The sequence below is a fragment of the Acrocarpospora pleiomorpha genome (assembly GCF_009687885.1).
Lineage (GTDB): Bacteria > Actinomycetota > Actinomycetes > Streptosporangiales > Streptosporangiaceae > Acrocarpospora > Acrocarpospora pleiomorpha.
Genome location: NZ_BLAF01000075.1, coordinates 82422 through 103859, shown reverse-complemented (window position 1 = coordinate 103859; position 21438 = coordinate 82422). Strand labels below are relative to the sequence as shown.

Annotated in this window: 22 protein-coding genes; 20 read left to right on the top strand and 2 right to left on the bottom strand. The window is 67.9% G+C overall.

Annotated elements, in window-relative coordinates:
• Positions 1–256 precede the first annotated feature (256 nt).
• Complete coding sequence (locus Aple_RS43725) at positions 257–496, bottom strand: BldC family transcriptional regulator (protein ID WP_155338405.1); 240 nt, start codon at positions 494–496, stop codon at positions 257–259.
• Between the two features lie 240 nt (positions 497–736).
• Here Aple_RS43725 and Aple_RS43720 point away from each other — a divergent pair, with 240 nt between their 5' ends.
• A complete protein-coding gene (locus Aple_RS43720; protein WP_155350676.1) occupies positions 737–943 on the top strand; it encodes a DUF4229 domain-containing protein in 207 nt (68 codons plus the stop codon).
• On the opposite strand, the gene Aple_RS43715 is transcribed toward Aple_RS43720, so the two are convergent.
• On the bottom strand, positions 940–2145 hold the full coding sequence (locus tag Aple_RS43715) for a hypothetical protein (protein WP_246265230.1): 1206 nt from the start codon (positions 2143–2145) through the stop codon (positions 940–942). The genes Aple_RS43720 and Aple_RS43715 overlap by 4 nt on opposite strands.
• 136 nt (positions 2146–2281) lie before the next feature.
• Between Aple_RS43715 and Aple_RS43710 the strand changes: the two genes are divergently transcribed.
• The 19 genes from Aple_RS43710 (at position 2282) to nuoN (ending at position 21428) form a co-directional block, all read left to right on the top strand.
• Positions 2282–2998: a demethylmenaquinone methyltransferase gene (locus Aple_RS43710; RefSeq protein ID WP_155350675.1), complete on the top strand. Its 717-nt coding sequence runs from the start codon at positions 2282–2284 to the stop codon at positions 2996–2998.
• Positions 2999–3417: 419 nt separating this feature from the next.
• Positions 3418–4281, top strand: coding sequence for a helix-turn-helix domain-containing protein (locus tag Aple_RS43705; RefSeq protein WP_170321963.1), 864 nt, complete (start codon positions 3418–3420; stop codon positions 4279–4281).
• A 109-nt stretch (positions 4282–4390) separates the two neighbouring features.
• On the top strand, positions 4391–4630 hold the full coding sequence (locus Aple_RS43700) for a DUF397 domain-containing protein (protein WP_155350673.1): 240 nt from the start codon (positions 4391–4393) through the stop codon (positions 4628–4630).
• 101 nt (positions 4631–4731) lie between these two features.
• Positions 4732–4920, top strand: a complete 189-nt coding sequence (locus Aple_RS43695) for a DUF397 domain-containing protein (protein ID WP_155350672.1) — start codon at positions 4732–4734, stop codon at positions 4918–4920.
• Positions 4921–5052: 132 nt separating this feature from the next.
• Entirely contained in the window at positions 5053–6321 is a 1269-nt protein-coding gene (locus Aple_RS43690; RefSeq protein WP_155350671.1) for a geranylgeranyl reductase family protein, read from the top strand.
• Positions 6322–6373: 52 nt separating this feature from the next.
• The gene (locus tag Aple_RS43685) at positions 6374–6733 is read left to right on the top strand and encodes an NADH-quinone oxidoreductase subunit A (protein ID WP_155350670.1); all 360 of its coding nucleotides are present in this window, start codon (positions 6374–6376) and stop codon (positions 6731–6733) included.
• A 6-nt stretch (positions 6734–6739) separates the two neighbouring features.
• The gene (locus Aple_RS43680; RefSeq protein WP_155350669.1) at positions 6740–7285 is read left to right on the top strand and encodes a NuoB/complex I 20 kDa subunit family protein; all 546 of its coding nucleotides are present in this window, start codon (positions 6740–6742) and stop codon (positions 7283–7285) included.
• Position 7286: 1 nt separating this feature from the next.
• Positions 7287–7940 (top strand): NADH-quinone oxidoreductase subunit C, encoded by a 654-nt coding sequence (locus Aple_RS43675; RefSeq protein ID WP_155350668.1) that lies wholly within the window; start codon positions 7287–7289, stop codon positions 7938–7940.
• On the top strand, positions 7937–9262 hold the full coding sequence (locus Aple_RS43670; RefSeq protein ID WP_155350667.1) for an NADH-quinone oxidoreductase subunit D: 1326 nt from the start codon (positions 7937–7939) through the stop codon (positions 9260–9262). The genes Aple_RS43675 and Aple_RS43670 overlap by 4 nt, the downstream gene beginning before the upstream one ends.
• On the top strand, positions 9259–9912 hold the full coding sequence (nuoE, locus tag Aple_RS43665; RefSeq protein ID WP_155350666.1) for an NADH-quinone oxidoreductase subunit NuoE: 654 nt from the start codon (positions 9259–9261) through the stop codon (positions 9910–9912). The genes Aple_RS43670 and nuoE overlap by 4 nt, the downstream gene beginning before the upstream one ends.
• Complete coding sequence (nuoF, locus tag Aple_RS43660) at positions 9909–11195, top strand: NADH-quinone oxidoreductase subunit NuoF (RefSeq protein WP_155350665.1); 1287 nt, start codon at positions 9909–9911, stop codon at positions 11193–11195. The genes nuoE and nuoF overlap by 4 nt, the downstream gene beginning before the upstream one ends.
• Before the next feature lie 38 nt (positions 11196–11233).
• Positions 11234–13585, top strand: coding sequence for an NADH-quinone oxidoreductase subunit G (locus tag Aple_RS43655; RefSeq protein ID WP_246265245.1), 2352 nt, complete (start codon positions 11234–11236; stop codon positions 13583–13585).
• Positions 13582–14928, top strand: coding sequence for an NADH-quinone oxidoreductase subunit NuoH (gene nuoH / locus Aple_RS43650; RefSeq protein ID WP_155350663.1), 1347 nt, complete (start codon positions 13582–13584; stop codon positions 14926–14928). Before Aple_RS43655 ends, nuoH begins: the two co-directional genes overlap by 4 nt.
• Complete coding sequence (gene nuoI, locus Aple_RS43645; RefSeq protein ID WP_155350662.1) at positions 14921–15439, top strand: NADH-quinone oxidoreductase subunit NuoI; 519 nt, start codon at positions 14921–14923, stop codon at positions 15437–15439. The genes nuoH and nuoI overlap by 8 nt, the downstream gene beginning before the upstream one ends.
• Positions 15432–16187, top strand: a complete 756-nt coding sequence (locus Aple_RS43640; RefSeq protein ID WP_155350661.1) for an NADH-quinone oxidoreductase subunit J — start codon at positions 15432–15434, stop codon at positions 16185–16187. Before nuoI ends, Aple_RS43640 begins: the two co-directional genes overlap by 8 nt.
• A complete protein-coding gene (gene nuoK / locus Aple_RS43635) occupies positions 16184–16480 on the top strand; it encodes an NADH-quinone oxidoreductase subunit NuoK (RefSeq protein ID WP_155350660.1) in 297 nt (98 codons plus the stop codon). Before Aple_RS43640 ends, nuoK begins: the two co-directional genes overlap by 4 nt.
• A gap of 66 nt (positions 16481–16546) precedes the next feature.
• Positions 16547–18391: an NADH-quinone oxidoreductase subunit L gene (nuoL, locus tag Aple_RS43630; RefSeq protein WP_174889957.1), complete on the top strand. Its 1845-nt coding sequence runs from the start codon at positions 16547–16549 to the stop codon at positions 18389–18391.
• Positions 18391–19890, top strand: coding sequence for an NADH-quinone oxidoreductase subunit M (locus Aple_RS43625; RefSeq protein WP_155350659.1), 1500 nt, complete (start codon positions 18391–18393; stop codon positions 19888–19890). Before nuoL ends, Aple_RS43625 begins: the two co-directional genes overlap by 1 nt.
• Complete coding sequence (gene nuoN / locus Aple_RS43620) at positions 19887–21428, top strand: NADH-quinone oxidoreductase subunit NuoN (RefSeq protein WP_155350658.1); 1542 nt, start codon at positions 19887–19889, stop codon at positions 21426–21428. The genes Aple_RS43625 and nuoN overlap by 4 nt, the downstream gene beginning before the upstream one ends.
• Positions 21429–21438: the final 10 nt, after the last annotated feature.

The window sequence follows — 21438 nt, the reverse complement described above, 5'->3', positions numbered from 1 at the left end:
GTCGTTGGTGGGTGCCACGGTGTTGGCGGGGGCGGGCGGAGCCCGAGGGGAAACAGAGGGCTGGGTGGGTGGGAGAACCACCACTCTGGTATTGGCCTTGGCCCGAGGGGTGTCGGTTGAGGCCGGGCGTCAGTGGCCCAAAGGGGTGGGGGATCCACTCGCGCGAAGTAACCCGGTGACCCTGCGGCTCCGGGAGGCGCAGGATCACCAACAGCTGGTCATGTGATGCAGGGTGCTGCTCATAATGCAGTGGTGCTCAGACTCGCGGGGAGTCGCCGTTCGGCCGGTCGGCCGTCAGGACTTCCTCTCCGCGAAGGAGGGCGTGTACTTCCGACTCGCGGAATCGCCGATGCCCTCCGGGGGTACGGATGCTGCTGATTCGCCCCGCCGCGGCCCAGCGTGTCACGGTCTTCGGGTCGACCCGGAAGAGGGCGGCAACCTCTCCAGGGGTCAGCAGTCGCTCGCTGCTACTCTCCACAATCTCTCCCCCTCGCATCCCGCGTCCTGCAGCGGGCGGACAGGTAACCAGTGTGCCGAGCGAAGCCTGATTTATCCGTGGTTTTCGGAGAAGATCACGGGTTGTTACCGGCTCAGTGCCCGATTGTTATATGATAGAGCCTCTTTGGGGCGCTCATGGGTGTTTCTTTACGAAAGCGCCGTGATGAGAACCCTAGCAGTGCTCGCGACTGATGCGAAGAGAGTCCGCGATACGTGAGAGTGACGTAACCTCGACGCTGTGCGCGCGGTTCTCGTTTACACCCTCTCCCGCCTGGGCTTGTTCACCGTTGCCTTGGGCGTGCTCTATCTCCTCGGCCTGCGCACTTACGCGCTGCTGGCCGTGGCGTTCTTGGTCAGCGGGCTGGCCAGTTACGTTCTGCTGTCAAAGCAACGTGACGAGGTCAGCACGCGGATCAGTGCGAGGCACCGCCCACCCGAGGGCTAGGGCATCGGGAACATTCCGATGCGGGCATGGTACTCACGTCCGAGCTGTGTCGTGTCGCTTCCGACCAAAAGCCCCTTCTTTACCGGGAGAAACGCTTTCACCCCGATTCCCCGAGTCCGAGTCGGATTCCAGGCGAGTGCCTTCCCGGTCGTCGGATGGATGGCGCCGATACCCTCCCGGGACACCGCGCCCTTACCCGCGGTGTCAGACCCGAACGGGTTGTCCAGCCAGCGCTGATGCCCGCCGACATAGACCGCGGCGCCGGTCACGGCCACCGAGTACAACGAGTCGCCACCCGTGTGATTCACCCAGGTAGGTCGGATCTTTTCCCCTTTCGCGTACGTCTCGAATCGGGCCGCCGTGTCGCAGAGTTTTCGGGTACGCGGAGCGGGTCCTCCCGTGGTGACAACCACGAAATATGACCCGTCGGGCGAAAGATCCAATCCCCGGACGTACGACGGGAACGCCGCACTGCACCCGGGCGCGTACGCGTCGGTGCGCCAGTCCGCCACTCGCCTGGTGGTCAGGTCGATTACGCCCAGTTGCGGCCGGGGAAGGCCGTCGAGCGTCGTGAACGACCCGTCCACGACGAGCCGATCATGGCTGACCGCCATGGCAGTGATTTTTGTCTCACCGCCGCCGGGAGTGACCGTGAAGGACCGGTCCACCGCGCCGGTGTTCGCGTCCAGCCGGGCCAGGGCGGTCCTGGCCGTCCGGGTGATCTGGGTGAAGTTTCCGCCCACGTAGAGGTGCTGGCCGCGCCGTACGAGACTGGAGATCTCGGCGCCGTAGGCGGTGGCGGTGAACGATTGCACGGCCGAGCCGTCGGCGAGGCGCAGCCTGGCCAGGCCGCGGGTGAACGAGCCGCCCGCGTAGACCGTTCCATCGACGCCGGGGGCCAGCGTGAGCACCGGCCCGTCCATCCGGGGCACGAAGCGCGGGTCGACCCTGCCCGTGCTCAGGCTGAAGGCGAACAGGTTCTGGCGCGACAGCTCGGCCCGGCTCCCGGCGTTCCTGACTCTGCTGAACTGCCCGCCCACGATCACCGTGTCACCGACCTGGGCGAACGCGTTGACGATGCCGTCGAGCACGTGCGGGGTGCGCCCCACCGGATTCGGCGAGACCACCAGGGGCTGCCGGATTCCGGCCTGGGCGGGACCGGCGGGGATCACCATCGCCGCCGACGTGAATATCGCGATCAAATTTCTGGCATGCACTCCCCAAGTCCTAGCACACGCAAAGTAATCAATGTCTCACGTTCTGCAACATCGGTTGGCTTGGCGCGGCCAAGCCCGCCGTGCCGGAGGCGCGGCCATGTCGCGGCAATATCATCACCTCATGACGCGCGCATCCCTGGACAAGCAGCCGCACGAGGTCGCCGCGATGTTCGATCGCACGGCGCGGCGCTACGACCTGGTCAACGACGTGCTCTCGCTCGGCCAGGACAGGCTCTGGCGTAAGGCCACCGCCCGCGCCGTGGACGCGGGGCCCGGCGAGGTCGTGCTGGATCTGGCGGCCGGCACCGGCACCTCCACCGACGCGTTCACCACGCTCGGCGCGCGCGCGATCGCCTGCGACTTCTCCCTCGGCATGCTCCGCACCGGTGTCCGCAAGCACGGTGGTTCCGGCCTTTCCGGCGGCGGCGTCAGTTTCGTCGGCGGTGACGCGCTGCGACTGCCGTTCGCGGACGACGCCTTCGACGCGGTGACGATCTCCTTCGGCCTGCGCAACGTGTCCGATACCCATCAGGCGCTGGCCGAACTGCTCCGGGTGACCCGCCCGGGCGGCCGCCTGGTGATCTGCGAGTTCTCCCGCCCGCCGATCAAGACCTTCGACGTGATCTACACGCAGTACCTGATGCGCCTGCTCCCGCAGGTCGCCCGCGCGGTCAGCTCCAACCCCGACTCCTACGAATACCTCGCGGAATCCATCCGCGACTGGTACGACCAGGCGGAGTTGTCGCAGGTCATCCAGACCTCAGGCTGGCGCCGAGTGGCCTGGCGGAATCTGAGCCTGGGCATCGTGGCCCTGCACCGGGCGGTCAAGGCCGCCTGAAGTAGCGTCGCTTGGCCGCGCCTGTGTCTGGACTGAGGAACGCAGGTCGCGGAGCGGCCGGAGAGACGAGGGAAGACGCAGGCTGAGGGCGGCCAAGCCCGCCGTGCCGGAGGCGCGGCCATGAACACAGCAACGTCCGCGAGTGGTCGACACGCCATCCCCGATACATCGCGAATTCATCCGGCTCCACCCATAGCCGATATTCGATCGCCGCCAACAGGCGTCGAACCCGTTCCATCTACCTCGCCCCCGGTTCCCCTTTCTGCACTAACCTCACAATGCGCTGGCGGGACACTCGGTGCAATTCCCGATGGGAACACATTCGGGATGCGGCAGGATACCGGTTTCGGCCTTGAAAGCCACGTTAAGCTGGGATATTTACCCGTATTATGGGTGGGTTTGCTGGAGGGAGATGGTCGGTGACGCCGGAACTCAGCCCGACTGTCTGTCGGCGTCGGCTGGCCGTGGAACTACGCCGGTTACGTGAGGCGGTGGGGCTCAGCGGCGTGCAGGTCGCGGACCAGCTCAAGTGGTCCACCTCCAAGATCAGCCGGTTGGAGAACGGCCAGATCCTGCCGCGCGAGCGCGACGTCCGCACGCTGCTCACCCACTACCGGATCGGCTCCACGATGAGCCAGTTCCTGCTGGGGCTGGCCGCTCGCGCGGAAAGCAAGGGCTGGTGGGACGCCTACGCGGACACGCTGCCCGAGTCGTACGTGACCTATGTCGGCCTGGAGACCGCCGCCGAGGAGATGCTGACGTGGCAGTCCCGCGGCATCCCGGGCCTGCTCCAGACCGTCGAGTACGCGCGCGCCCTCAACAGCACGGAGACCTTCACCCGCCTCTCGCCCGGCGAGGTCGAACGCCGCACCCAGGTCCGGGTGCGCCGCCAGGCCCTGGTCACCGAGCAGGTGCTGCGGGTCAGCGCGGTCGTGGACGAGTCTGCCCTGCTGCGCCGCTTCGGCTCCGAGAACGTCATGCGCGACCAGCTCCAGCACCTGTACGCGCTGGCCGAGCTCCCCAACGTCTCAGTCCGGATCCTGGCCCTGGACGGCCCGCACCCGATCGACTCCGACAGCTTCGTCATCCTGAAATTTCCTGAAGTCAATGGGTTCGGGCCGCTGTATGACGACGTGGTCTACCTGGAGAGCGTCGCCGGTGGCACGTTTCAAGAGGACGAGGCCACCACCTACCGGTTCCGCCTGCTTCTCGATCATCTCCGGGACGCCTCCCTGAGCGAGGAGGAGTCGATGACCCTCATCGCCGCCCGCGCTGAGATGTAGGCGCTTGTGCCAGTAGTGCGCTGTAAGGGTGCTTTGTAAACCTCTGCCGTATTTCTGCGCGCAAGAACCCGGGTATACCCACCCAGGTTTCCGGGCAAAGGATGCGGCAATGGCGGCTGCCAGTGGCAAGCGGATCGATTGGCGTAGGAGCACCTTCAGTGGTGTGAACGGGGAATGCGTGGAGGTCGCGGTCGTTGACGACACGGTCGCGGTCCGCGATTCCAAGCACCCGTCCTGCGCACCCCTGCTCTTCACGCCCGGCGAGTGGGTGGCATTCCTCGGCGGGGTACGCGCCGGTGAATTTGACCTGGCGAATTGGGAACGCTCCGAACAGGATTACCGGGAGTGACTGACAGAACCTCCTGAAATAGGGGATCATGGGTACCCCGTCGTACCAACCGCACGCCCTGTCCCTCGGGTCACGGGCGCCTTCATAATTGGAGAACGTGCATGCAGTCGCCGCATGACTGGGTCAAGAGCAGCTTCAGCAGTGTCAGCGGTGAATGCGTGGAGGTGCGCATGGGCGACCGCGTCGGCATGCGCGATTCAAAAAACCCGACAGGCACGGTCCTCGACTTCCCCCGCGAGGTCTGGGAGGACTTCATCGGAGCGATCAAGTCCGACTCTGTTACCCGCTAGTAGCCTCCTACCCCCTGACAAAGCAGCAACGGGACGCACTAGACTGCGGCCGACAAGTTTGTGAAGAGGTTCACAAAGGAACGAAGGCCCCAACCGTCTCGGTCTTCGTCCCTAGGACAGGACAGGTCCCCCGTGAGCGAGTCAGGCCCCGCGACACAGCGGGTGGCGGCGGACGCCGACGTTATCGTCGTTGGCGCCGGCCCTGCCGGGTCGACGACTGCGTACTATCTGGCGCAGTCCGGCCTGTCGGTCCTGTTGCTGGAGAAGACCAGGTTCCCGCGCGAGAAGGTGTGCGGGGACGGTCTCACCCCGCGCGCGGTGAAAGAGTTGCTGGCCATGGGCGTCGACCTCGGCGCCCCTGGCTGGGTCAGGAACAAGGGCCTGCGGGTCGTCGGCGGTGGCCGCAGCTTCGAGCTGGACTGGCCTGAGCTGCAGAGCTTCCCCGACTTCGGCCTGGTCAGGACCCGGCAGGACTTCGACCAGATCCTGGCCGACAACGCGGTCAAGGGCGGCGTGACCCTGCTGGAAGGCGTCAACGTCGCCGGTCCCGTGCTGGACGAGCGCAGCGGCCACGTGGTCGGCGTGCGCGCCCAGAACGGCGAGGTGTACCGGTCCCGGGTGGTGGTCGCCGCTGACGGCAACTCCACCCGGCTCTCCCTCGCCATGGGCCTGCACAAGCGCGCGGACCGCCCGATGGGCGTGGCCGTCAGGACGTACTACACCAGCCCCCGGCACGACGACGACTACCTGGAGATCTGGCTCGAGCTCTGGGACGGCGATCGCCTGCTGCCCGGCTACGGCTGGATCTTCGGAGTGGGCGACGGCACCGCCAACGTCGGGCTCGGCCTGCTCAACACCAGTGAATCTTTCAAGAACATCGACTACCGCGACCTGGTCCGCCGCTGGGTCCGCCACATGCCCCCGGACTGGGGTTTCACCGAGGAGAACCGGACCACGCCGATCCGCGGCGCGGCACTGCCGATGGCCTTCAACCGGCAGCCGCACTACACCCGTGGCCTGGTCCTGGTCGGCGACTCCGGCGGCATGATCAACCCCTTCAACGGCGAGGGCATCGCGTACGCCATGGAGACCGGCCGGATCGCGGCCGACACCATCGCGACGGCGCTGGCCCGGCCCACCCCCGCCCAGCGCGAGCGCACCCTGCGCGCCTACCCGGGGATACTCAAGGACGCGTACGGCGGATACTTCACCCTCGGTCGCCTGTTCGTGGAGGCGATCGGCAAACCGGGGGTGATGGGCTTCATCACCCGGCATACGCTGCCACACCCGGGCCTGATGCGGTTCGCCATGAAGTTACTCGCGAACCTCACCGACCCCAGAAGCGGCGACGCATCCGACCGGATCATCAACGCTCTGTCCAAAGTCACTCCGCCGGCATGACTATCGTGAAACTAAACCTGATGATCTCTATCACCGAGAGGACGCCTTAGCGATGGAGCTCTACGCGCCCATCCTGGTGCTCGCGGTCCTCGCGGCGGGATTCGCCGTCTTCTCCGTGAGCATCGCCCCCTTCACCGGGCCCAAGCGGTGGAACCGCGCCAAGCTGGACGCCTACGAGTGCGGCATCGAGCCCACTCCGCAGCCGGTCGGCGGCGGTCGTTTCCCGCTGAAATACATGATCACCGCGATGCTCTTCATCGTCTTCGACATCGAGATCATCTTCCTCTATCCGTGGGCGGTGGCCTTCGACCAGCTCGGGGTCTTCGGGCTGGTGGAGATGGTGCTGTTCATCGTCACCGTGCTCGTGGCGTACGCCTACGTGTGGCGCCGCCGCGGCCTGGATTGGGACTAGATAGCCATGGGTCTTGAAGAGAAACTTCCCAGCGGGTTCGCGCTGACCACGGTCGAGCAGGTGGCCGGGTGGGCGCGCAAGAGCTCGGTGTGGCCGGCCACCTTCGGTCTGGCCTGCTGCGCCATCGAGCTGATGTCCACCGGCGGCCCGACCCACGACCTGGCCAGGTTCGGCATGGAACGCGCGTCGGCCTCGCCCCGCCAGGCCGACCTGATGATCGTGGCCGGGCGGCTGTCCCAGAAGATGGCCCCCGTGCTGCGCCAGATCTACGACCAGATGGCCGAGCCCAAGTGGGTCATCGCGATGGGGGTCTGCGCGTCCACTGGCGGAATGTTCAACAACTACGCCATCGTGCAGGGCGTGGATCACGTCGTGCCCGTCGACATCTACCTGCCCGGCTGCCCGCCGCGCCCGGAGATGCTGATCGACGCCATCGTCAAGCTGCACGACAAGATCCAGAACACGAAGTTCGGCGCGCACCGCGAGAAGCAGGTGCAGGAGCTCGAACTCCAGGCGCTGCGCAGCCTGCCGCTGATCGACCAGGGGGTGTGAGATGAGCGACAACCTGCCCGAAGTACCCCAGGAACCGGTCGCGCGCACCGGCATGTTCGGCGTCTCCGGCTCCGGCGACACCTCCGGCTACGGGGGCCTGGTGGTCCGCCGCGCGCCGCAGCTGTCCACCCCCCGCCCGTACGGCGGCTATTTCGACCAGCTCGTCGACGCCCTTCCGGAGGGCACGGTCGAGCGCGTGGTCGTCGATCGCGGCGAGCTGACCCTGCACATCGCCAGGGAACGGCTGGTCGAGACCATGCGGAAGCTGCGCGACGACCCGGCGCTGCGGTTCGAGCTCTCGCTCGGCGTCTCCGGGGTGCACTACCCGGAGGAGAGCGGCGCGGAACTGCGCGCGGTCTACCACCTGGCCTCGATCACCCACAACCGCCGGGTCAGGGTCGAGGTCTCCGCGCCCGACACCGACCGGCACATCCCGTCCACGGTTTCGGTCTACCCGACCCACGACTGGCACGAGCGCGAGACCTACGACTTCTTTGGCATCATCTTCGACGGGCACCCGGCGCTCACCCGCATCGAGATGCCCGACGACTGGGAAGGCCACCCCCAGCGCAAGGACTACCCGCTCGGCGGCATCCCGGTCGAGTACCGCGGCGCGGAGATCCCGTCGCCCGACCAGAGGAGGTCGTACGCATGACAACACATGCCACCGAAGCGGCCGAGGGCAAGGTATACGACGTCGCCGGCCAGGACTGGGACCAGCTCGTCGACACCGTGCTGGAGTCCGACGAGGAGCGGCTGGTCATCAACATGGGCCCGCAGCACCCGTCCACGCACGGCGTGCTCCGCCTGGTCCTGACGCTCGACGGTGAGACGGTCACCGAGGCCCGCACGGTCATCGGCTACCTGCACACCGGCATCGAGAAGAACATGGAGTTCCGGACCTGGACCCAGGGCGTGACGTTCGTCACCCGGATGGACTACCTGTCCCCGATCTTCAACGAGACCGCGTACTGCCTGGCGGTGGAGAAGCTGCTCGGCATCACCGAGCGTATCCCGGCCAGGGCCGAGGCCATCCGGGTCATGATGATGGAGCTCACCCGGATCTCCTCGCACATGGTCGCCATCGGCACCTTCGGCATGGAACTGGGCGCGACCACGCCGTTCCTGTTCGGCGTGCGCGAGCGCGAGATGGTGCTGGACGTGATGGAGTACATCACCGGCCTGCGGATGAACATGGCCTACGTCCGGCCCGGCGGGGTCAGCGTGGACCTGCCCGCGGGCGCGCTGGACAAGGTCGGCGAACTGCTCAAGGTGATGCCGCAGCGGCTGGCGGACATGCGCAAGCTGCTGGACGCCAACCCGGTCTACGTGCGCCGCACCAAGGACGTGGCCTACCTGGACCTGACCGGCTGCATGGCGCTGGGCATCACCGGGCCGATCCTGCGGGCCGCCGGGCTGCCGTGGGACCTGCGCAAGTCGCAGCCGTACTGCGGGTATGAGACCTACGATTTCGAGGTGCCGACCGAGGATTCCTGCGACGTGTACGGTCGCTACCTGGTCAGGGTCGCCGAGATGGAAGAGTCGCTCAAGATCATCGAGCAGTGCCTGGAGCGCCTGGCCGGGCCGCTGAAGGCCGGTCCCGTGATGATCGAGGACAAGAAGATCGGCTGGCCCGCGCAGCTGGCGCTCGGCCCCGACGGCCTGGGCAACTCGCCGAACCACATCGCGCACATCATGAGCAGCTCGATGGAAGCCCTGATCCACCACTTCAAGCTGGTGACCGAGGGCTTCCGGGTGCCGGCCGGGCAGGTCTACTCCGCCGTCGAGTCGCCGCGCGGCGAGCTCGGCGCGCACGTGGTCAGCGACGGCGGCACCCGCCCCTACCGCGTGCACTTCCGGGACCCGTCCTTCACCCACCTGCAGGCCGTCCCGGCCATGTGCGAGGGCGGCATGATCGCCGACGTGATCTCGGCGGTCGCTTCGATCGACCCCGTTATGGGAGGTGTGGACCGGTGACCTACTCGCCCGAGGTCCGCGAGCGTCTGGAGACCGACGCCAAGGAGATCATCGGCCGCTACCCGAAGGCGCGGTCGGCGCTGCTGCCGCTGCTGCATCTGGTGCAGTCCGAGGACGGCTACGTCTCCGACGACGGTCACGAGTTCTGCGCGGAGATGCTCGGCCTGTCCAAGGCCGAGGTGGTCGGCGTCTCGACGTTCTACACGATGTACCGGCGCAAGCCCGCCGGGGAGTACCACGTCGGGGTGTGCATCAACACGCTCTGCGCGGTGATGGGCGGCGACCAGATCTGGTCGGAGCTCACCGAGCACATGGGCATCGGCGCCGACGAGACCACGGCCGACGGCAAGGTCTCGCTGGAGCGGATCGAGTGCAACGCGGCCTGCGACTTCGCGCCGGTGATGATGGTCAACTGGGAGTTCTTCGACAACCAGACCCCGGCGTCGGCCAAGCAGCTGGTGGACGACCTGCGGGACGGCAAGGACATCACGCCGACCCGCGGCCCGAAGAAGCTCTGCTCGTTCAAGGACGCCTCGCGCATCCTCGCCGGAATCCCCGACGGCCTCGCCGGTGACGGCCCCTCGGCCGCCGGTCCGTCGCTGGAGGGCCTGCGGATCGCCAAGGCCAACGGCTGGGAGGCTCCCAAGTGACGACGCTCACCCCGATCCTGACCAAGAACTGGGACCTGCCGAACTCCTTCACCCTGGAGGGGTACGGCGACTACTCGGCGGCCAAGAAGGCGCTGGGCATGGACCCGGACACGATCATCCAGGCGGTCAAGGACTCCGGCCTGCGGGGTCGTGGCGGCGCGGGCTTCCCAACCGGCATGAAGTGGGGATTTATCCCACAAAATGACGGCAAGCCGCATTACCTGGTGGTGAATGCCGACGAATCTGAGCCGGGGACCTGCAAGGACATCCCGCTCATGATGGCCAACCCGCATGCGCTGGTCGAGGGCATCATCATCACCGCGTACGCGATCCGGGCCAACCACGCGTTCATCTACGTGCGTGGTGAGGTTCTGCACGTGATCCGGCGGTTGCACGCGGCGGTGCGGGAGGCGTACGAGAAGGGGTTCCTGGGGACGGGGATCATGGGGTCCGGGTTCGACCTCGAACTCGTAGTGCATTCCGGCGCAGGGGCGTACATCTGCGGGGAAGAGACCGCCTTGCTGGACTCGCTGGAAGGGTTCCGCGGGCAGCCCAGGCTCAAGCCGCCGTTCCCGGCGGTGGCGGGTCTCTACGCGGCCCCGACGGTCATCAACAACGTCGAATCCATCGCCTCGGTGCCGTCCATCATCGCCAACGGCGCGGACTGGTTCGCGGGGATGGGCACCGAGAAGTCCAAGGGCTTCGGCATCTTCTCGCTGAGCGGCCACGTGACCAGGCCGGGGCAGTACGAAGCCCCGCTGGGCATCACGCTGCGGGAGCTGCTCGACATGGCGGGCGGAATTCGCGAAGGCCACCGGCTCAAGTTCTGGACCCCCGGCGGTTCGTCGACGCCGATCTTCACCGACGAGCACCTGGACGTGCCGCTCGACTTCGAGTCGGTCGGCGCGAAGGGCTCCATGCTCGGCACCCGGGCGCTCCAGATCTTCGACGAGACGACCTGCGTGCTGCGGGCGACGCTGCGCTGGACCGAGTTCTACGCGCACGAGTCCTGCGGCAAGTGCACCCCCTGCCGGGAGGGCACCTACTGGCTTAAGCAGGTGCTCAAGCGGCTGGAGGCGGGCCAGGGCGGCGAAGAGGATCTCGCTACCATCACCGACATCGCGGACAACATCCTTGGGCGCTCATTTTGCGCGTTGGGTGACGGCGCGACGAGCCCGATTCACTCGTCGGTCAAGTACTTCCGCGATGAATACCTGAAGCACTTCGAGATCGGCGGCTGTCCGTTCGATCCCGCACTGTCAACTGTGTGGGGGCCCAAGTGACCATCCAAGCAACACAGCCCGAGCTGGCGGCCGTGGACATGGTGACCCTCACCATCGACGGCTTCCAGGTCAGCGTGCCCAAGGGCACGATGATCATACGGGCGGCCGAGCTGCTGGGGATCCAGATCCCCCGGTTCTGCGACCATCCGCTGCTCGACCCGGCGGCCAACTGCCGCCAGTGCCTGGTGGACATCACCGACGCGGGCAACGGCCGGGGCTTCCCCAAGCCGCAGCCGTCCTGCGCCATCGAGGTGGCCGAGGGCATGGTCGTGCAGAGCCAGCTCACCTCGCCGGTCGCCGAGAAGGCGCAGCGCGGCGTGATGGAGATGCTGCTGCTCAACCACCCGCTGGACTGCCCGGTCTGCGACAAGGGCGGCGAGTGCCCGCTGCAGAACCAGGCCATGTCCAACGGGCAGGGCGAATCCCGCTTCCAGGAGCAGAAGCGCACCTTCCCCAAGCCGATCCCGCTCTCCACCGAGGTGCTGCTGGACCGGGAACGCTGCGTGCAGTGCGCCCGCTGCCTGCGCTTCTCCGACCAGATCGCCGGTGACCCGTTCATCGAGTTCTTCGAGCGCGGCGCCAAGGAGCAGGTCGCGGTCGCCGAGGGCGAGCCGTTCCAGTCCTACTTCTCCGGCAACACCATCCAGATCTGCCCGGTGGGAGCGCTCACCGGCGCGGCCTACCGGTTCCAGTCGCGGCCGTTCGACCTGGTCTCCACGCCCAGCGCGTGCGAGCACTGCGCCTCCGGCTGCTCGCTGCGCACCGACCACCGCCGCGGCAAGGTCACCCGCCGCCTGGCCGGGGACGACCCGCAGGTCAACGAGGAGTGGAACTGCGACAAGGGCCGGTGGGCGTTCACCTACGCCACCGAGCCCGACCGGCTGCGCACCCCGCTGGTCCGCAACGCCGACGGCGTGCTCGTCCCGGCCTCCTGGCCGGAGGCCCTGTCGGTGGCCGCCGCCGGTCTGGCCGGTCGCCGCGCGGGCGTGCTGGTCGGCGGCCGGGTCACGGTCGAGGACGCGTACGCCTACAGCAAGTTCGCCCGGGTCGCCCTCGGCACCAACGACATCGACTTCCGGGCCAGGCCGCACTCCGCCGAGGAAGCCGAATTCCTGGCCCACGCGGTGGCCGGGAAGGGCATCGAGATCTCCTACGCCGACCTGGAGAGCGCGCCCGCCGTGCTGCTGGCCGGGTTCGAGCCGGAGGAGGAGTCGCCGATCGTCTTCCTGCGGCTCAGGAAGGCGCACCAGAAGAAGGGGCTGCGCGTGTACGCGCTGGCCCCCTTCGCCACGCCCGGCCTGGCCAAGATGGGCGGCACCCTGATCAGGACCGTCCCCGGCGAAGAGGCCGAGGTGATCGGCGAGCTGACCAACAGCGGCGGCACGATCCCCGAGGGCGCGATCATCCTGGTCGGCGAGCGGCTCGCCGGAACCCGCGGCGCGCTGTCGGCGCTGCTCCGGCTGGCCCGCTCGACCAGCGCCAGGATCGCCTGGGTGCCCCGGCGGGCGGGCGAGCGCGGCGCGCTCGAAGCGGGCGCGCTGCCCAACCTGCTGCCGATAGGGCGTCCGGTCGGCGACGCCAACGCCCGCGCCGAAGTGGCCAGGGCCTGGAACGTCACGTCGCTCCCGGAAACCCCCGGACGCGACACCTCCGGCATCCTGCGCGCCGCCCTCGACGAGGAGCTGGACGCGCTGATCGTCGCGGGCGTCGACCCCGACGACCTGCCCGACCCCGACCTCGCGCTGCGGGCCCTGGAGAACACCCCGTTCATCGTCAGCCTGGAGATCCGGGCCAGCGCGGTCACCGACCGCGCCGACGTGGTGTTCCCGGTGGCCGCGGTCGCCGAGAAGGCCGGGACGTTCGTGGACTGGGAGGGGCGCGGGCGCTCCTTCGAGGCCGCCGTCCCCCAGCCCGGCGGGATGAGCGACCTGCGGGCCATCGTCGCGCTGGCCGACCACATGGACGTGCACCTGGCCCTGCCCGACGTCGCCGCGGTCCGCCGCGAGCTGGGCGGGCTCGGCGCCTGGAAGGGCTCCCGGCAGGCCGCGCCCGTCCTGATCGGCGGGTCCGGCGCGGTCCCGCGGGCCGGGCAGGCGGTGCTGGCCACCTGGCGGCTGCTGCTCGACGACGGGAAGCTCCAGGACGGCGAGCCGTATCTGGCGGGCACCGCCCGCGAGGCGGTCGCGCTGCTGTCGGAGGCCACCGCCGCCGAGATCGGCGCCCAGGACAAGGTCACGGTCAACGGCGTGACGCTGCCGGTGCGCGTCGCCGACCTGCCGGACCGGGTGGTCTGGGTGCCCGCGAACTCGGGCGGCGTCTCGGCCACCCGCGACCTGCGGGCCGCGGCCGGGGACCTCGTTACCATCATCGGCCAACAGGAGCGGCCATGACCTTCCTAGTCAGCCCGGCGTCCACGAGCCCCGGGCCCACGCTGGCGGACTTCGGCCACGATCCGTTGTGGATCAGCATCATCAAGGCCGTGTTCATCTTCGCCGTCCTGATGCTCGGCGTGCTGTTCGGCGTGTGGACCGAGCGCAAGCTCATCTCGCGCATGCAGCACCGCTACGGCCCCAACCGGGCGGGCAAGTTCGGTCTGCTGCAGACCGTCGCCGACGGCCTGAAGATGGGGCTGAAGGAAGACCTGATGCCGCGCAAGGTCGACAAGGTGATCTACTTCCTGGCGCCGGTGATCATCGCGGTGCCGGCCTTCCTGGCGTTCTCCGTGATCCCGTTCGGGCCGGTCGTGTCCATGTTCGGGGAGAAGACGCCGCTGCAGCTGACCGACCTGCCGGTGGCGGTGCTGCTCATCCTGGCCATGGCCTCGATCGGGGTGTACGGGATCGTGCTCGCGGGGTGGGCGTCGCGCTCGCCGTACGCGATCCTGGGTGGGTTGCGGTCCAGCGCGCAGGTGGTCTCGTACGAGATCGCGATGGGCCTGTCCTTCGTGGCCGTCTTCCTCTACGCGGGCACCCTGTCCACCTCGGAGATCGTCGCCAAGCAGGCCGACGGCGGCACGTTCCCCCTCGGCAGCCTGGAGATCCCGCTGCCGTCCTGGTACGCGATCCTGCTGCTCCCGTCCTTCCTGATCTACGCGCTGACCATGCTCGGCGAGACCAACCGGGTCCCGTTCGACCTGCCGGAAGGCGAGGGCGAGCTGGTCGGCGGCTTCCACACCGAGTACTCCTCCTCGCTGAAGTTCGCCATGTTCATGCTGGCCGAGTACGTGAACGTGTTCGTCGTCTCCGGCGTCGCGACCACGCTGTTCCTCGGCGGCTGGCGGGCCCCCTGGCCGATCTCGCTGTGGGACGGCGCCAACGTCGGCTGGTGGCCGATGCTCTGGTTCTTCATCAAGATGGTGCTGATCTTCTGCTTCTTCATCTGGGTCCGCGCCTCGCTGCCCCGGGTCCGCTACGACCAGCTGATGCACTTCGGCTGGAAGGTCCTGATCCCGCTGAACCTGGCCTGGATCCTCGCGGTCGCCAGCTTCCGCGCGCTGCGGGTGGACAACAGCCCGCTGGTGATCACGGTGATGGCGGTCGTGGTGGTGGGCGCGATGATCGTCTACTTCCGGTTCGACACCGTGCTGCAGCGGCGGCGCGAGGAGCGGGCCGCGCAGGTGGAGGAGGAGTTCGAGCGCCTTCGGGACCGGCCGGAAGCCGGCGGGTTCCCGGTGCCGGCTCTGGACCTGCCGCATTACCACGGGGCTAATCGCAAGGAGGTCCCCAGTGTCTAAGTTCTTCGACTTCCTGAATCCGGTCAAAGGGTTCGGTGTCACCTTCCATCACATCTTCAAGAAGCCGATCACGGTCAACTACCCGGAGGAGAAGCGCCCCACGGCGCCCCGCTTCCACGGGCGGCACCAGCTCAACCGCTGGCCGGACGGCCTGGAGAAGTGCGTCGGCTGCGAGCTGTGCGCCTGGGCCTGCCCGGCCGACGCCATCTTCGTGGAGGGCGGCGACAACACCGACGAGGAACGCTACTCGCCGGGCGAGCGGTATGGCCGGACCTACCAGATCAACTACCTGCGGTGCATCCTGTGCGGCCTGTGCATCGAAGCGTGCCCGACCCGGGCGCTCACGATGACCAACGAGTACGAGCTGGCCGACACCACCCGCGAGTCGCTCATCTACACCAAGGAGATGCTGCTCGCCCCGCTGATGGCCGGCATGGAGCAGCCGCCGCATCCGATGCGCCTCGGGGAGACCGAAGAGGACTACTACCGGTTGGGACGCGACAATGGGTGAGACGGTCACGTTCTGGGTGCTGGCGGTGGTCTCCGTCGCCGCCGCGCTCGGGCTCGTCTTCAGCCGCAAGGCGGTCTACTCCGCGCTGATGCTCGGCGTGGTGATGCTCTCGCTGGCGGTGCTCTACGCGGTGCAGGACGCGCCGTTCCTGGCGGCGGTGCAGATCATCGTCTACACCGGCGCGGTCATGATGCTGTTCCTGTTCGTGCTCATGCTGGTCGGCGTGGACTCCTCGGACTCGCTGGTGGAGACCCTGCGCGGCCAGCGCTTCTGGGCCTTCATCGCCGGCCTCGGCTTCGCGGCGCTGCTCGCGCTCGGCTTCGGCAACGTGGTCTTCGCCGCGCCGAAGGGCCTGGGCGCGGTCAACCAGGTCGGCAATGTGCCCTCCCTCGCCGAGTCCATCTTCACGCGGTACGTCTTCGCGTTCGAGGTCACCTCGGCGCTGCTGATCACGGCGGCGCTGGGGGCGATGGTGCTCGCGCACCGGGAGCGCGCCGAGCCGAAGGCGACCCAGAAGGACCTGTCCCGCGCCCGGTTCGCGGCGTTCGGCGAGACCGGCGCCAACCCGGCCCCGCTGCCTGGCCCCGGCACGTACGCCCGGCACAACGCCATCGACATGCCCGCGCTGCTTCCTGACGGCACGATCTCCAAGCTGTCGGTCAACCGGCACCTGACGCGGCACACGGAGGAACCCATCGAGGCCGAGGCTCCCGTCGCGGAGATCACGGAAGGGGAGAACTCCAAGTGACCACCCATTACCTGGTCCTGTCCGCGCTGCTGTTCGCGATCGGCGGCATCGGCGTGCTGACCCGGCGCAACGCCATCGTGGTCTTCATGTGCGTGGAGCTCATGCTCAACGCCTGCAACCTGGCGTTCGTCACCTTCGCCCGCCAGCACGGGAACATCGAGGGCCAGGTCATCGCCTTCTTCGTGATGATCGTGGCGGCCGCCGAGGTCGTCGTGGGGCTGGCCATCATCGTGACGATCTTCCGAACCCGCAGGTCCGCGTCCGTCGACGACGCCAGCCTGCTGAAGCACTAAGAGGTGACCGTGGAACCCGCTGAGATCATCTCGAACCCGGGCGGTGTGATCGGGGTCGGCTGGCTCATGATCGCGCTGCCGCTGCTCGGGGCCGCGGTCCTGCTGCTGGGCGGTCGCCGTACCAACAAGTTCGGCCACTACTTCGGCGTGCTGATGGTCTTGGCGTCGTTCGTGGTGGCGGTGCTGGCGTTCGTCCAGATGCTGGGGTTCGCGCCCGGGGAGCGCCGTCGCGGCGTGTCGCTGTATGAGTTCATTCCCGGCGTGGCCGACATGGGGCTGCTGATCGACCCGCTGTCGATCTCGTTCGCGTTGCTGATCACCGGGGTCGGCGCGCTGATCCACATCTACTCGATCGGCTACATGTCGCACGACCTGGACCGGCGCAGGTTCTTCGGTTACCTGAACCTGTTCGTGGCGGCCATGCTGCTGCTCGTGCTGGCCGACAACTACGTCGCCCTGTTCGTCGGCTGGGAGGGCGTCGGCCTGGCGTCGTACCTGCTGATCGGGTTCTGGCAGTTCAAGCCGAGCGCGGCGACGGCGGCCAAGAAGGCCTTCGTGGTGAACCGGGTCGGCGACTTCGGCCTGCTCATCGCGATCTTCATCATCTTCACCTCGTTCGGTTCCGTCGCCTTCGGCGAGGTCTTCGCCAAGGCCGGTGGGGCCTCGGAGGGCACGGTCACCGCGATCGGGCTGCTGCTCCTGCTCGGCGCGTGCGGCAAGTCGGCCCAGCTGCCCCTGCAGTCCTGGTTGCTGGACGCGATGGAGGGCCCGACCCCGGTCTCCGCCCTCATCCACGCCGCCACCATGGTCACCGCGGGCGTCTACCTGGTGGTCCGCTCCGGCGCGGCCTTCTTCCCGGGCGACGGCACGGCCTCCCTGGTCGTGACCATCGTCGGCGTGGCCACGCTGCTCGCCGGTGCGATCATCGGTACCGCCAAGGACGACATCAAGAAGGCCCTCGCCGGGTCCACGATGTCGCAGATCGGCTACATGATGCTCGCCGCCGGCCTGGGCCCCGTCGGCTACGCCTTCGCCATCGCGCACCTGATCACGCACGGCTTCTTCAAGGCCAACCTGTTCCTCGGCGCCGGCTCGGTCATGCACGGCATGAACGACCAGGTCGACATGCGCAAGTACGGCGGCCTCCGCACGTTCATGCCGATCACCTTCCTCACCTTCGTGATCGGCTACCTGGCGATCATCGGGTTCCCGCTGCTGTCCGGCTACTTCACCAAGGACGGCATCATCGAGACCGCGATGGAGCACAACGCGATCCTCGGCTGGCTGGCCGTCGTCGGCGCCGGCATCACCGGCTTCTACATGTCCCGGGTGGTCTTCATGACCTTCTTCGGGGAGCGCCGCTGGGAGGAGGGCGTCAAGCCGCACGAGTCCCCGGCCGTGATGACCTGGCCGCTGATCCTGCTCGCCATCGGCTCGGCCGGGCTGGGCGCCTTCCTGATCGTGGGCAACAATTTCATGATCTTCCTCGGGCCGGCGGTGGGCCAGCCTGACAGGCTGCCCGCCTTCCACCTGTTCACCCCGGTCGGCCTGGCCACCCTCGCGCTGGTCGCCGTCGGCGCCGGCTACGCCTGGCTTAAGTACGGCCGCCAGGAGGTTCCCGCCCTCGCCCCGCGCGGCTCGTTCCTCACCACCTTCGCCCGCCGCGACCTGTACGGCGACGCCCTCAACGAGGCGCTGTTCATGCGGCCGGGCCAGTGGCTGACCCGGCTCGCCGTCTGGTTCGACAACCGCGGCGTGGACGGCCTGGTGAACGGCCTGGCGGCGACCATCGGCGGCTCGTCAGGGCGGCTGCGCCGGATCCAGACCGGCTACGTCCGCTCGTACGCGCTGTCCATTTTCGTCGGCGCCGCCATCCTGGCCGGTGCCTGGTTCGTCGTAGGGACCTTGTGATGCCCTGGCTCTCCATATTGATGGGCGTGTCCGCGCTGGGCGCGCTGGGCGTGGCGTTCGTCAAGAACGACAAGCTCGCCAAGCAGGCCACCCTCGCGGTGTCGCTGGTCGTGATGGTGCTCACCATCGTCATGACCGTGCAGTTCAGCCCGAACGGCGACCGCTTCCAGTTCATAGAGACCTACGACTGGATCCCCGCCTTCGGCGTGCACTACGGGGTCGCCGTGGACGGGGTCGCGCTGGTGCTGATCCTGCTGTCGGCCATCCTGGTGCCGGTCGTGGTGCTGGCCTCCTGGCATGACGCCGAGGCGGGCAAGCGGTCGGTCCGGACGTACTTCTCGCTGCTGCTGGTGCTGGAAGCGATGATGATCGGCGTCTTCGCGGCGACCGACATCTTCCTCTTCTACGTGTTCTTCGAAGCCATGCTGATCCCGATGTACTTCATGATCGGGTCGTATGGCGGGGCGCAGCGGTCGTACGCGGCGGTCAAGTTCCTGCTCTACTCGCTGTTCGGCGGCCTGCTGATGCTGGTGGCGGTGATCGCGCTCTACGTGATCGCCGGCAAGGGCACCTTCATGTTCCCCGAGCTGATCGGCGCGATCACGGACCCGACCACGCAGAAGTGGCTGTTCCTCGGCTTCTTCATCGCCTTCGCGATCAAGGCGCCGCTGTGGCCGTTCCACACCTGGCTCCCCGACGCGGCCGCGCAGGCCCCGGCGGGCGCCGCGGTGCTGCTGGTCGGCGTGCTGGACAAGGTCGGCACCTACGGCATGCTGCGCTTCTGCCTCGAGCTCTTCCCCGAGGCCTCGAAGTGGGCGACTCCGGTCGTGATCGCGCTGGCCGTGATCGGCATCGTGTACGGCGCCATCGTGGCCATCGGGCAGACCGATATCAAGCGGCTCATCGCGTACACCTCGATCTCGCACTTCGGCTTCATCGCGATGGGCGTCTTCGCGATGACCCAGAACGGCGCCGCCGGGTCGGCCCTCTACATGGTCAACCACGGCTTCGCCACCGGCGCGCTGTTCCTCATCGCCGGGTTCCTGATCTACCGGCGCGGTTCGGCGTTCATCGCCGACTACGGCGGCGTGCAGAAGGTCGCGCCCATCCTGGCGGGCGCCTTCCTGGTGGCCGGGCTCTCCGGCCTCTCGCTGCCCGGGCTCAGCCCGTTCGTCAGCGAGTTCCTGGTGCTGCTGGGGACCTATGAGGTCTACGCCGTGCCGGCCATCATCGGCGCCACCGGCGTGGTGCTGGCCGCGATCTACATTCTGTGGATGTACCAGCGGACCATGAACGGCCCGACCGCGGAATCCGTCCGGGGCATGTCGGATCTGAACATCAGGGAACGCCTGGTGGTCGGCCCGCTGATCGCCCTCATCATCGTGCTCGGCTTCTTCCCCAAGCCGCTGCTCGACGTCATCAACCCGTCGGTCAAGGAGACGATCCACAACGTCTCGGTGGCCGACCCGGCCTCGGCCGTCGCCAAGGAGGGCCAGTGAACGCTCCCACTATCGAGTACCTCCAGCTCGCGCCGCTGCTGACCGTCTTCGGCGCGGCCATCCTGGGCGTGCTCGTGGAGGCGTTCGCCCCGCGCTACCTGCGCCGGGCGATGCACATCCCGATCACCCTGCTCTCCCTGGCGGGCGCGTTCGCGCTCGTCATCGTGCAGACGGTCAAGGGCGTGCCGACCAAGCCGTCGGCCATGGGCGCGGTCGCCGTGGACGGCCCCACGCTGTTCATCTGGGGCACCATCCTGGTGCTGGCCTTCGTCAGCGTGCTGCTCCTCAACGACGAGGACCACTTCGTTCCCGCCGCCTCGGCCGTGCCCGGCTCCGCCGAGGAGGAGCGCGCCCTCATCGAGGGCAACGTGCACACCGAGGTCTACCCGCTGGCCCTGTTCGCCATCGGCGGCATGCTCCTGTTCCCGGCCTCGAACGACCTGCTCATCATGTTCGTCGCCCTGGAGGTCATGTCCCTCCCGCTCTACCTGCTCTGCGGCCTGGCCCGCCGTCGCCGCCTCCTGTCCCAGGAGTCGGCGATGAAGTACTTCCTGCTCGGCGCCTTCTCCTCGGCCTTCTTCCTGTACGGCACCGCCCTGCTGTACGGCTTCGCCGGCTCGGTCGACCTGGCGAAGATCGGCACCGCGCTCGGCGCGGTCGGCGGCCAGGACGCCCTGCTCTACACCGGCGCCGCCCTGCTCGGCGTCGGCCTGCTCTTCAAGATCGGCGCAGCTCCCTTCCAGTCCTGGAAGCCCGACGTCTACCAGGGCGCGCCCACCCCGGTCACCGCCCTGATGGCCTCCGGCACCCTGGTCGCCGCCTTCGGCGCGCTGCTGCGGGTGTTCTGGATCGCCCTGGGCAACCTGGACTGGGACTGGAGCGGGATCATGTGGGGGGTGGCCATCCTGACGATGGTCGCCGGCGCGATCCTGGCCATCACCCAGACCGACATCAAGCGCATGCTCGCCTACTCCTCGATCGCGCACGCCGGCTTCCTGCTGGTGGGCGTGGTGGCCATCACCGCCGACCCCAAGCAGAACGCGCTCGCGCTCAGCGCGATCCTGTTCTACCTGGCCGTCTACGGCATCACCACGATCGGCGCGTTCGCCATCGTGACCATGGTCCGCGACGCGGGCGGCGAGGCGTGGCACCTGTCCCGCTGGGCCGGGCTGGGCAAACGTTCGCCCAAGCTGGCCGGTCTTTTCGCCTTCTTCCTGCTGGCCTTCGCCGGGATCCCGCTCACCAGCGGCTTCTTCGGCAAGTACGCGGTGTTCCAGGCGGCCGTCTCCGGCGGCGCGCTGCCGCTCGTGGTGGTCGGCGTGGTCTCCTCGGCCATCGCCGCGTTCTTCTACGTCCGGGTCATCGTCCTGATGTTCTTCAGCGACCCCGCCCCTGACGGTCCCTCGGTGGTTCTGCCGTCCTGGGGAACCGCGAGCGTCGTCGGCTTCGCCGCGTTGGCTACCGTAGTGCTGGGGGTCTTCCCGCAGCCTGTCCTTGACCTCGCTCAGTCGGCCGCGGGCTCGTTGTTCGTTCATTAAGGAGCTTTAC

Coding starts and splice junctions, on each gene's coding strand:
- Aple_RS43725 (WP_155338405.1), bottom strand. CDS start 496: ATGCGAGGGGGAGAGATTGTGGAGAGTAGCAGCGAGCGACTGCTGACC.
- Aple_RS43710 (WP_155350675.1), top strand. CDS start 2,282: ATGACGCGCGCATCCCTGGACAAGCAGCCGCACGAGGTCGCCGCGATG.
- Aple_RS43700 (WP_155350673.1), top strand. CDS start 4,391: ATGGCGGCTGCCAGTGGCAAGCGGATCGATTGGCGTAGGAGCACCTTC.
- Aple_RS43695 (WP_155350672.1), top strand. CDS start 4,732: ATGCAGTCGCCGCATGACTGGGTCAAGAGCAGCTTCAGCAGTGTCAGC.
- Aple_RS43685 (WP_155350670.1), top strand. CDS start 6,374: ATGGAGCTCTACGCGCCCATCCTGGTGCTCGCGGTCCTCGCGGCGGGA.
- Aple_RS43680 (WP_155350669.1), top strand. CDS start 6,740: ATGGGTCTTGAAGAGAAACTTCCCAGCGGGTTCGCGCTGACCACGGTC.
- Aple_RS43675 (WP_155350668.1), top strand. CDS start 7,287: ATGAGCGACAACCTGCCCGAAGTACCCCAGGAACCGGTCGCGCGCACC.
- Aple_RS43670 (WP_155350667.1), top strand. CDS start 7,937: ATGACAACACATGCCACCGAAGCGGCCGAGGGCAAGGTATACGACGTC.
- Aple_RS43655 (WP_246265245.1), top strand. CDS start 11,234: ATGGTGACCCTCACCATCGACGGCTTCCAGGTCAGCGTGCCCAAGGGC.
- nuoH (WP_155350663.1), top strand. CDS start 13,582: ATGACCTTCCTAGTCAGCCCGGCGTCCACGAGCCCCGGGCCCACGCTG.
- Aple_RS43640 (WP_155350661.1), top strand. CDS start 15,432: ATGGGTGAGACGGTCACGTTCTGGGTGCTGGCGGTGGTCTCCGTCGCC.
- nuoL (WP_174889957.1), top strand. CDS start 16,547: ATGATCGCGCTGCCGCTGCTCGGGGCCGCGGTCCTGCTGCTGGGCGGT.
- Aple_RS43625 (WP_155350659.1), top strand. CDS start 18,391: ATGCCCTGGCTCTCCATATTGATGGGCGTGTCCGCGCTGGGCGCGCTG.